Below are 11,458 nucleotides of genomic sequence, written 5' to 3' on the forward strand. Positions count from 1 at the left end.
TGATGGGCGGTGCCGGTGCGGACCAGTTTATCGGGGGCGCAGGGATCGATACCGTCAGCTACTACGATTCTTCAGTGGGAATCTCCTTCAATGCCAAGACCGGTGTCCACAGCGGCATTGCTGCGGGGGATACCTTCGACGGAATCGAAATCATCCAGGGGTCTCGCTTTGCCGACTCCTTCGTTGGTGACTCCGGTGCCAACCGCTTTGACGGCGGTCTGGGCATGGACATGTTGAGCTTCGCCAGCGAAAGCAGCGGTATTGTGCTCGACCTCAGCGCTCCGGTATTAACCGGCGTAGCCGCAGGCGACACCTACACCTCCATCGAAATTTTCCAGGGTACCGACCAGGCCGATACTTTCACGGGCAGCCTTGGCAATGCGGAAAACTTCATTGGTGGACTCGGTGCCGATACGTTCAACGGCATGGGTCGGGGCGATGGTGCCTGGTACCTGACCAGCAACGATGCAGTCCAGATCAACCTGCAAACCGGGACCGCCTCTGGCGGCGACGCGCAAGGTGATGTCCTCAACAACATCGATAACCTGATGGGCTCGGACTTCAACGACACGCTGACGGGGAACAGCTATTCGAACAAGCTGGAGGGCGGCGCAGGCAGCGACACGATCTATGGTGGTGATGGCGACGACTTCATCTACGGTGGCACTGTAACCGACACCAGTGCCGTGCTGCCGGCATCCGGTGCGAGCACCGCGCAGGCCGATATGCTTTACGGCGGCAATGGCAATGACACGATGGTGAGCAGCACCAACGATGCGGGAAGCATCTTGTACGGTGAGGCCGGTAACGACACCATCACGGTGTCTTCCGGCACTGCCATCGGCGGTGACGGCAACGATAACCTGACCGGCACGGGGAGTGAGTACCAGCTTTTCGGTGGTGCCGGTGCTGATCAGTTGACGCTGTCGGGCAGCGGGTATGCCTATGGCGGAGAGGGCGGTGACACGTACATCGTTTCCTCGGCCTCGACCGTACTGATCAAGGACGACGGTCTGGCAGGACGTGATCTGGTCAAGCTCCAGAATATCCAGTCCTTCCAAGACGTGACGATCAAGACGGACGGTACGAGCGCCTATATCTTCTCGGCCACGGCCTTGAATGCCGGCAACGATCATCCTGCCGTGATCTTGAGTGACTGGTACGCAGGTTCCAATACCATCGAGTCATTCCAGACTGCCAATGGCGATACATTCACCATTCCAGCCTGAGCAACGAAAAACCATCGGCAGCCTGCCATCAGGCAAGTTGCCGATAACGGAAGCGGTAAAGCCTGTGCAAACAGGCTTTACCGCTTTTTTCTTGCATTGATTTTTCTACGGGCAAAAGAAAACCCCCGCCAGGCCCAAGGCCTGACGGGGGTTTCTCAACTCGCGCGGTAAGGCGCGGGTCTCGCTCGGCTTATTGGCAAGCTTCGCAGTCCGGCTCGTCGATCGCACAGGCCTTTGGCACTGGTGCCGGGCCGGCTGGCGCGGTAGGTGCCGCCAAGACCGAATCGTCGCCGTGGTTGCCGCCGCTAGAAACAGCGTTCAGCTTGCCGGTGTTGATGGTCGACTTCTCGGTGCTGGTCGCGGCCAGGGCACGGAGGTAGTAGGTGGTCTTCAGACCACGGTACCAGGCCATGCGGTAGGTCACGTCGAGCTTCTTGCCCGAAGCGCCGGCGATGTACAGGTTCAGCGACTGCGCCTGGTCGATCCACTTCTGGCGACGGCTGGCAGCATCGACGATCCACTTGGTTTCCACTTCGAAGGCGGTTGCATACAGCTCTTTGAGCTCTTGCGGGATGCGTTCGATCTGTTGCACGGAACCGTCGTAGTACTTCAGGTCGTTGATCATTACCGAGTCCCACAGACCGCGAGCCTTCAGGTCGCGAACCAGGTACGGGTTGATCACGGTGAATTCGCCCGACAGGTTCGATTTCACATACAGGTTCTGATAGGTCGGTTCGATCGACTGCGATACGCCGGTGATGTTGGCGATGGTGGCGGTCGGTGCGATGGCCATGATGTTGGAGTTACGAATGCCTTTCTGTACACGGGCGCGAACCGGTGCCCAGTCGAGGCTTTCGTTCAGGTCGACATCGATGTACTTCTGGCCACGGGACTCGATCAGGATCTGTTGCGAATCCAGTGGCAGGATGCCCTTGGACCACAGCGAACCCTGGAACGTCTCGTAGGCGCCACGCTCGTCGGACAGGTCGCAGGAAGCCTGGATCGCGTAGTAGCTGACCGCTTCCATGGACTTGTCGGCGAACTCGACGGCAGCATCCGAACCGTAAGGAATGTGCTGCAGGTACAAGGCGTCCTGGAAGCCCATGATGCCCAGGCCGACCGGACGGTGCTTGAAGTTGGAGTTCTTCGCCTGTGGCACCGAGTAATAGTTGATGTCGATCACGTTGTCGAGCATGCGCACGGCCGTGTTCACGGTACGTTGCAGCTTGGCGGTGTCCAGCTTGCCGCCCACGATATGGTTCGGCAGGTTGATCGAGCCCAGGTTGCAGACGGCGATCTCGTCCTTGTTGGTGTTCAAGGTGATCTCGGTGCACAGGTTCGAGCTGTGGACCACGCCCACGTGCTGCTGCGGGCTGCGCAGGTTGCACGGGTCCTTGAAGGTCAGCCATGGGTGGCCGGTTTCGAACAGCATGGAGAGCATCTTGCGCCACAGGTCCTTGGCCTGGACGACCTTGAACAACTTGATCTTGTTGTACTCGGTCAGGGCTTCGTAGTACTCGTAGCGCTCTTCGAAGGCCTTGCCGGTCAGGTCGTGCAGGTCCGGCACTTCCGATGGCGAGAACAGGGTCCACTTGCCGTCATCGAAGACACGCTTCATGAACAGGTCAGGGATCCAGTTGGCGGTGTTCATGTCGTGGGTACGACGACGATCATCACCGGTGTTCTTGCGCAGCTCGATGAACTCTTCAATGTCCATGTGCCAGGTTTCCAGGTAGGCACAGACCGCGCCCTTGCGCTTGCCGCCCTGGTTGACCGCTACGGCGGTGTCGTTGACCACTTTGAGGAACGGCACGACGCCCTGGGATTTGCCGTTGGTGCCCTTGATGTACGAGCCCAGTGCGCGCACCGGAGTCCAGTCGTTGCCCAGGCCGCCAGCGAATTTCGACAGCATGGCGTTGTCGTGGATCGCGTGGTAGATGCCCGACAGGTCATCCGGCACGGTGGTCAGGTAGCAGCTCGACAGCTGTGGACGCAGGGTGCCGGCGTTGAACAGGGTCGGGGTCGAAGCCATGTAGTCGAAGGACGACAACAGGTTGTAGAACTCGATGGCGCGCTCTTCGCGTTGCTTCTCTTCGATCGCCAGGCCCATGGCCACGCGCATGAAGAAGATCTGTGGCAGTTCGAAACGCACGCCATCCTTGTGGATGAAGTAACGGTCGTACAGGGTTTGCAGGCCCAGGTAAGTGAACTGCTGGTCGCGCTCGTGGTTGATCGCCTTGCCGAGTTTTTCCAGGTCGAATTCGGCCAGGACCGGGTTCAGCAGTTCAAACTCGATACCCTTGGCGACGTAGGCCGGCAGGGCCTTGGCGTACAGCTCGGCCATTTCGTGGTGGGTGGCGCTGTCGGCCACTTCCAGGAAGCTCAGGCCTTCGGCACGCAGGGTGTCCATCAGCAGGCGGGCGGTCACGAAGGAGTAGTTCGGCTCGCGCTCTACCAGGGTCCGGGCAGTCATCACCAGGGCGGTGTTGACGTCTTTCAGGGCCACGCCGTCGTAGAGATTCTTCAGGGTTTCGCGCTGGATCAGGTCGCCGTCGACTTCTTCCAGGCCTTCGCAGGCTTCGGTGACGATGGTGTTCAGGCGGCCCATGTCCAGCGGCGCAACGCTGCCGTCGGCGCGGGTGATGCGGATCGATGGGTGAGCGTTGACCGGCTCTTCGGAAGGGGCGCGGATGGCGCGTTCCTTGGCTCGCGAATCACGGTAGATCACGTAGTCACGGGCAACTTTCTGCTCGCCGGCACGCATCAGGGCCAGTTCGACCTGGTCCTGGATTTCCTCGATGTGGATGGTGCCGCCCGATGGCATGCGGCGCTTGAAGGTCGCGGTGACCTGCTCGGTCAGGCGGGCAACGGTGTCGTGGATGCGCGACGAGGCGGCAGCGGTGCCGCCTTCAACTGCGAGGAACGCCTTGGTGATGGCGACGGTGATCTTGTCATCGGTGTAAGCAACGACAGTGCCGTTACGCTTGATCACGCGCAGTTGGCCCGGCGCGGTGGCGGACAGATCCAGATTCGAATCGGCGGCCTGCGGCACGGTGCCTTGCGGGTTCTCGCGAGTTGTGTCGGTTTGCATGGGTGTCTCCACGTTCTCTATGTTTGTTTGGGCACCATAAGGTGCCCACCGTTCCGTCCTGAAGCACTACAACCGAGCAATGTCGGGCATAACGACTTCGGGACAGAGGAAGGGGGCTTTCGGGCGCCGCTTCCATGCCGAAGTGTTCAAGGCTGCGGGTCGTTGACCCGAAACTGTATTCCTGGTGGGTGACAGTTTGTCCTGCATTTGTCCTGCAACACCCGTACCGTTTTCCCACGCGTGGGGGAAGAACGGCTGCCATCCGCGTATGCGGTTTGGTCTTTTAAATCAGTGTTTAGTTCAACCCCGCGGATGCAAGAAAAGAGCTTGAGTTCCTGACGCGAAATGTGGTTGGGGAATTTGGGCGAAAACCCTACATGTTGGGTTTTTTTGCTGCCGAGATACAAGATAATGCGTTTTGGGGGCCGATTGCAACGTACTACCTGTGGATAAATCTGTGCGTAATTTGTGTATGAAAGCTTGAAAACGCGTGTAGGCCGCGGCAGGCCGGGATCGCACCGCCTTTCATTGTTTTTTACGTCCACCAACCACCTGTGTGGATTTTTGCGGGCGCGAACCCTATCACAAAAAAAGCCCAGGACCGAGAGCGAATCCTGGCGTATGTGCGATGAGCGTGTCGTTGCTACAATCGGCCGGCCTTAGCCTTTCTATATCCACCAAAATCATGACAAAAAGACGGGTGGATTCTTTCAACGCTGAACATTCGTATGCAGGGGTCGTCCGTGGAGCAAGCCTGGCAGGTATTGATAGTCGAGGATGACCGGCGTCTGGCCGAGTTGACCCGTGAGTATCTGGAGAGCAACGGCTTGCGGGTTTCCATCGAGGGCAACGGCGCCCTGGCCGCCGCACGGATTATCGCCGAACAGCCTGACCTGGTGATTCTCGACCTGATGTTGCCCGGCGAGGATGGCTTGAGCATCTGTCGCAAGGTGCGCGAGCGCTACGACGGAGTGATCCTGATGCTCACCGCACGTACCGACGATCTCGACCAGATCCAGGGGTTGGACCTGGGCGCCGACGATTATGTCTGCAAGCCCGTGCGCCCGCGCCTGTTGCTGGCGCGTATCCGCGCGCTGCTGCGGCGCGGCGAGCCGCTCCAGGGGGCGGCCGAGGAAAAGGTCCGGCGCCTGCAGTTCGGCCCGTTGCTGATCGACAACGCCTTGCGCGAGGCCTGGCTGAGCGGGGCGGGGATCGAACTGACCAGTGCCGAGTTCGATCTGCTCTGGCTGCTGGTGGCGAATGCGGGACGGATTCTCTCCCGCGAAGAAATCTTCACCGCCTTGCGCGGTATCGGTTATGACGGCCAGGACCGCTCCATCGATGTACGTATCTCGCGGATTCGCCCGAAAATCGGCGATGACCCCGAGCATCCGCGCTTGATCAAGACCATTCGCAGCAAAGGTTATCTGTTTGTCCCCGAAGCGTTCGCAGACCTGCCGTCGTGAACTCGATCTTCCTGCGCATCTACGGTGGCATGTGTGCCGCCCTGGTGCTGGTGGCGTTGCTCGGTGTGCTGGCCCTGCACCTGCTCAACCAGGTGCGCGGCGAGCAGTATCGCGAGCACCTGGCCCATGGCACGTTCTCGTTGATGGCCGACAACCTGCGGCCGATGAACGAAATCGAGCGCCGCCGGGCCCTGGCGGTGTGGGAGCGTTTGCTGGGTATTCCGCTGGCCTTGCAGCCGTTGGCCGATGCGCACCTGGATCTCGGCCAGCGCACCCGGGTGCTGCGGGGGCTGGCCCTGGTGGAGCAGACCGGGCCTTATGCGGCGAAGATTTATCGGCTGGTCAGCGACCCGGAGCCGTTGGTGCTGACCGGCGAGGTCCAGCAGATCAGCGAGCAGTTGGCCCGGGCGACTATCTATCTATTGGCCGACGAGCTGGTGCGCTACCCGGATGCCGAGCAGCCTGCGCGCCTGGCGGCGCTCAAGCAGGACAAGGGCTTTGGCTTCGACATGAAACTGCTCACCCCGGACCAGGCCGATATGGATGAAGACCAGCGCCGACGGATCAGTGAAGGCGACACGGTCATGGCCCTGGGCAAGGGCGGCGACTCGATCCGGGTATTTGCCGGTCTGTCCGGTACGCCGTGGGTCCTGGAAATCGGCCCGCTGTATCAGATGAACCCTTATCCGGCGCAATGGCTGGTGTTGATTGCCGTGCTCGGCTTGAGCCTGATCGGCCTGATCGTCTACCTCCTGGTGCGGCAATTGGAGCGGCGCCTGCGCGGGCTGGAGTCGGCGGCCACGCGGTTGGCCCAGGGCAGTCTGGAAACCCGCGTGCCTGCCGGTGATGCGGACTCCATCGGACGCCTGGCGGCGGCGTTCAATGGCATGGCCGAGCACCTGCAGCGTTCCTTGATGATCCAGCGTGAACTGGTGCGGGCGGTCTCCCACGAGTTGCGCACACCGGTGGCGCGCCTGCGTTTCGGCCTGGAAATGATTGGCGACGCGCAGACGCCCGAAGCCCGGCACAAATATATGGAGGGCATGGACAGCGATATCCAGGACCTCGACCGGCTGGTGGACGAGATGTTGACCTATGCCCGCCTGGAACAGGGCACGCCGGCGTTGAACTTCCAGCGGATCGACCTCAGTGCCCTGGTCGACCAGGTGATCGGCGAGTTGGCGCCGTTGCGGGTGGAAGTGCGGGTGATGCGCGGCTTGTGCTTTCCGCTGGCCGGCGGCGACGAGGTGTGGGTCGAAGCCGAGCCGCGTTACCTGCATCGGGCTTTGCAGAACCTGGTCAGCAACGCGATGCGCCATGCGCAGTCGCAGGTGTGCATCAGTTACCAGGTCGGGCCCTTGCGCTGCCGGGTGGATGTCGAGGACGACGGCCCCGGCGTGCCGGAAAATGCCTGGGACCGGATCTTCACGCCGTTCATGCGCCTGGATGACAGCCGCACCCGGGCCTCGGGTGGGCATGGCCTGGGGTTGTCCATCGTGCGCCGGATCATTCACTGGCACGACGGCCGGGCGCTGATCGGCAAGAGCCAGTTGCTCGACGGTGCGTGTTTCAGCCTGAGCTGGCCGCGTTATCAGGACAAGGCCTGACGCCGCGGTTCACGCCGGGATGGCGACCAGGCTCAGCAATTGTCCTTCATGCAGGCCGAATTGCCCCTGCAGTTCTCTGCCCGTGCACCATTCACTGGACAGGTCGGTCAGCAGACGCAAGCGCACCTGGCCGTGGATGTCCCACTCCAGCACTTCGGCGTGCTCGAAGTAAAAGCGTTTTTGCACCAGCGGGTAGAGCGCCTTGAACAGGCTCTCCTTGACCGAGAAGGTCAGGGTCACCAGCAGGGCGAGTTGCTCTGGGGAGCCTTCGGCCATGCGCTGCATCTCGGCCGGAATGAGAATTTCGCCGGCCAGTCGCTCGGCCCGCTCGGCGCTCAGCAGGTCTTCCAGGTCCATGCCCAGGCCCTGCCAGTGGCGTTTGGGCGCGACAATGGCCGCCGCCCGGCCGGTGCCGTGGGTGATGGACCCGGTGATATGGGCCGGCCAGATGGGCGCACGGTCTTCACCGATGGCCGGAACGCTGTCGGTGCCGTCCAGTTGCCGCAGGGCGGCGCGGGCACAGAGGCGTCCGGCGAGGAATTCGGCCTGGCGCTTGGCGACCGAGCGCTGAATACTGGCCGGCGGCTCGATACGGCTGCGCGGGAAATCGTCCGCGACGAGCTGCGCCGGGTTGAACCGGGTGCTGAGAAAGACACAATGGGCTAGCGCTTCGGGCAACGGCCAGTGGGCATCGAAGGGCGTGCAGCAGGCGGGCAGGGCGGGAAGACTGTTCATATCGGGCATTTTGCCGGGTTGCGCCGGGGCTGGGTAGTAGCGGGGTTGATCCAATGTGTTCAGGGGGAGTTCAGGGCCACCTGTTTACTCTGTATCAATGATGATGCGCGAATCTGCTGCTTGCCGGTCGGCCGTGTCTTTCATGAAACACTTTGGCAGAACTGAGTTACCGTTATGGGTGAGCGATGCCGGTAGCGTTGGGAGAGCACTATGAAATTGCTGGTGGTAGAAGACGAGGCGTTGTTGCGCCATCACTTGCAGACCCGCCTGGGTGACAATGGCCATGTGGTCGAGGCGGTGGGCAATGCTGAAGAGGCGCTGTACCAGACCGGGCAGTTCCACCACGACCTGGCGGTCATCGATCTCGGCCTGCCTGGGATGGGCGGACTGGACCTGATCCGTCAACTGCGCTCGGGTGGCAAGGTTTTCCCGATCCTGATCCTCACCGCACGCGGCAACTGGCAGGACAAGGTCGAAGGCCTGGCCGCCGGTGCCGACGACTATCTGGTCAAGCCCTTCCAGTTCGAGGAACTGGAGGCGCGGATGAATGCCTTGCTGCGGCGCTCCAGCGGTTTCACCCAGTCGACCATTACCGCCGGCCCCCTGCTGCTGGACCTCAACCGCAAGCAGGCGTCCCTCGATGACCAGCCCCTGGCGCTGACGGCCTACGAATATCGGATTCTCGAATACCTGATGCGTCATCACCAGCAGGTGGTGGCCAAGGACCGCCTGATGGAACAGCTGTATCCGGACGACGACGAGCGCGATCCGAATGTCATCGAAGTCCTGGTCGGACGCTTGCGGCGTAAGCTGGAAGGGCCGGTGGGGTTCAAACCGATCGATACCGTGCGAGGCCTGGGCTACCTGTTCAACGAGCGCTGCCGGTGATTCGTTCGCTACGGGTGCGGCTGATGCTGGCCGCCACCATCCTGGCGATCTTGTTCATGCTGGCCCTGCTCCCGGCGATGCAGGGGGCGTTCAGCCTGGCATTGCAGGATTCCATCGAGCAACGCCTGGCCTCGGACGTGACCACCTTGATTTCCGCGGCGCGTATCGAAAGACAAAAACTGCAGATGCCCGATCTGCTCCCCGACGAACGATTCAACCTGCCCGACAGCCGCCTGTTGGGTTATATCTTCGACCGTGAGGGGCGGCTGGTCTGGCGTTCCCGGGCGACCCAGGAAGAACACATCAATTACCGCCCACGGTATGACGGGCGCGGCAACGAATTCGCGAAAATCCGCGAAGACAACGGCAACGAATTTTTCGTCTACGACGTCGAGGTCAAGTTGCTCGGCGGCAAGAGCGCCGCCTACAGCTTTGTGGCGCTGCAACCCATGCGCGAATACAACATGACCCTGGCCGGCCTGCGGGAAAAACTCTACCTGGGTTTCGGCGCGGCCTTGTCCGTACTGCTGGCGCTGCTCTGGCTCGGCCTGACCTGGGGCCTGCGCGCGCTGCGGCGGCTGAGCCAGGAACTGGACCAGATCGAGAGCGGCGAACTGGAAAGCCTCAGCGAGGAGCATCCACGGGAACTGCTGCGCCTGACCGGCTCCCTCAACCGCCTGTTGCGCAGCGAGCGTGAACAGCGCAGCCGCTATCGCGATTCCCTGGACGACCTGGCCCACAGCCTGAAAACACCCCTGGCGGTCCTGCAAGGGGTCAGCGAGGGGATGGCGCAGCGGCCCCAGGATCGTGAACAGGCCCGAGTCCTGCAAAGCCAGATCGAACGGATGAACCAGCAGATCAGCTACCAGCTGCAGCGCGCCAGCCTGCGCAAGAGCGGCCTGGTCCGGCATCAGGTCGAACTGCGGCCGGTGCTCGACAGCCTGTGCAGCACGCTGGACAAGGTGTATCGCGATAAACGGGTTGTGGTCGCCATCGACGTGCCGCAATTCAGCCATGTGCCGATCGAGCAGGGCGCGCTGCTGGAACTGCTGGGCAACCTGCTGGAGAACGCCTACCGCTTGTGTCTGAGCCAGGTGCGGATCAGCCTGCGCCGGGGCTTGCAGGGGATCGAAGTGTATGTCGAAGACGATGGGCCGGGGGTGCCGCCGGACCAGCGCGCGCGGGTACTGCAACGCGGCGAGCGCCTGGATCGCCAGCACCCGGGGCAGGGCATCGGCCTGGCGGTGGTCCAGGACATTATCCAGAGTTACGACGCGGAGATGACCCTGGGGGATTCGACCCTGGGCGGCGCGTCGTTCCGGATTCATTTCCCGCCACAGTAACGGTAGGGCCCGTCTCTAGAGTTCCTGGGCGCGATAGGCACCGGGGGTCAGGCCGGTCCACTTCTTGAAGGCCCGGTGAAAGGCCGAGGGCTCGGAAAACCCCAGCTGCTCGGCGATCTGTTGCAACGACAGTTCGCTGCGGCCCAGATGGTAGATGGCGATGTCCCGCCGCAGTTGATCCTTGAGCTCCTGAAAACTCGTGCTTTCCTCGCGCAAGTGCCGCCGCAGGGTCTGCGGGCTGATGTGCAGCTGTTGGGCGACGGCTTCCAGGTCCGGCCAACGACTGGCATCGCGACTGAGCAGGCGCCGCAGCTGGCTGCTCAGGCTGTCGCCGTCGTCGGGCCGGGCCAGCAGGTCGGCGGGGGCGCGAGCGAGGAACTGCTTGAGCGTGCGCTCGTCCTGCTGCAACGGCATGCCCAGGTAGCGGCTGTTGAACAGCAGGCTGCTGGTGCTGGTGTCGAAGCTCAGGGGGCAGGGAAACAACAGATCGTATTCACTGGCATGCTCGGGCCTCGGGTAGCCGAAGCTGGCCTCGAGCAGGGGAATGCGCTGGCCGATCAGCCAACTGCCCAGGCGGTGCCAGATCACCAGCAGGCACTCGCTGAGAAAGTGATCCGGGTCCCACAGGTTCGAAGCGTCCAGGCTCAGCCGCGCGCAGTCGCCTTCGCGGCTGAGTTGCAGGCGCGGCGCGTCGGGAAACAGGCTGTAGAACCGCAGGCTGCGATTCAGGGCCTTTTCCAGGGTGGAACAGTGAATCAGCGCATGCATCATCATGGCGAAGGTGCCGCGACGGCAGCGGCTCTGGCCGAACCCCAGGTATTCGTCGTCCAGTTCCAGCCAGAGCCCTTGCAGCAATTGGGTGAACAGCTCCGGCGCCAGGCGTGCTCGCGGTTCGTCGAGCCACTGCGGGGCGATACTCAAGCGTTGCAGCAGCGGCGCACAGTCGTGACCCTGCCGACGCGCACCCTCCAGGGCGGCGCGGGCGAAGTGGCTGGCGATACTGCGTTCACGCATGGGGCGGTCCGGTCCGTTGAGTGCTCGATGGTAGTCATGGAAATGGCGCAGGGACAAGGCGGATATCCGCCAAATCCTCGGCTGC

8 protein-coding genes are annotated in these 11,458 nt (G+C 62.1%); 5 read left to right on the forward strand and 3 right to left on the reverse strand.

From position 1 onward, the window contains the following. The coding region (locus tag HX866_RS33775; RefSeq protein ID WP_305729601.1) for a calcium-binding protein at positions 1 to 1,229 on the forward strand (1,229 nt) is incomplete at its 5' end. A gap of 190 nt (positions 1,230 to 1,419) precedes the next feature. Here HX866_RS33775 and HX866_RS33780 read toward each other — a convergent pair. Then, entirely contained in the window at positions 1,420 to 4,320 is a 2,901-nt protein-coding gene (locus HX866_RS33780) for a ribonucleoside-diphosphate reductase subunit alpha (RefSeq protein ID WP_177095510.1), read from the reverse strand. Positions 4,321 to 5,063: 743 nt separating this feature from the next. Between HX866_RS33780 and HX866_RS33785 the strand changes: the two genes are divergently transcribed. Together HX866_RS33785 and HX866_RS33790 are read left to right on the forward strand one after the other, a co-directional pair. After that, positions 5,064 to 5,786, forward strand: coding sequence for a response regulator (locus HX866_RS33785; protein ID WP_371319314.1), 723 nt, complete (start codon positions 5,064 to 5,066; stop codon positions 5,784 to 5,786). Further along, entirely contained in the window at positions 5,783 to 7,393 is a 1,611-nt protein-coding gene (locus HX866_RS33790) for an ATP-binding protein (RefSeq protein ID WP_177141274.1), read from the forward strand. The genes HX866_RS33785 and HX866_RS33790 overlap by 4 nt, the downstream gene beginning before the upstream one ends. 9 nt (positions 7,394 to 7,402) lie before the next feature. Here HX866_RS33790 and HX866_RS33795 read toward each other — a convergent pair whose 3' ends face one another. Next, positions 7,403 to 8,128, reverse strand: a complete 726-nt coding sequence (locus HX866_RS33795; protein ID WP_218179212.1) for a 4'-phosphopantetheinyl transferase family protein — start codon at positions 8,126 to 8,128, stop codon at positions 7,403 to 7,405. Positions 8,129 to 8,338: 210 nt separating this feature from the next. Between HX866_RS33795 and HX866_RS33800 the strand changes: the two genes are divergently transcribed. Beyond that, entirely contained in the window at positions 8,339 to 9,016 is a 678-nt protein-coding gene (locus HX866_RS33800) for a response regulator (RefSeq protein WP_177095518.1), read from the forward strand. Further along, positions 9,013 to 10,359, forward strand: a complete 1,347-nt coding sequence (locus HX866_RS33805) for an ATP-binding protein (protein ID WP_177095520.1) — start codon at positions 9,013 to 9,015, stop codon at positions 10,357 to 10,359. Before HX866_RS33800 ends, HX866_RS33805 begins: the two co-directional genes overlap by 4 nt. A 15-nt stretch (positions 10,360 to 10,374) precedes the next feature. Here HX866_RS33805 and HX866_RS33810 read toward each other — a convergent pair whose 3' ends face one another. Then, complete coding sequence (locus tag HX866_RS33810; RefSeq protein WP_177125534.1) at positions 10,375 to 11,373, reverse strand: AraC family transcriptional regulator; 999 nt, start codon at positions 11,371 to 11,373, stop codon at positions 10,375 to 10,377. Positions 11,374 to 11,458: the final 85 nt, after the last annotated feature.

Source organism: Pseudomonas gingeri (assembly GCF_013386165.1).
Classification (GTDB): domain Bacteria; phylum Pseudomonadota; class Gammaproteobacteria; order Pseudomonadales; family Pseudomonadaceae; genus Aquipseudomonas; species Aquipseudomonas gingeri_C.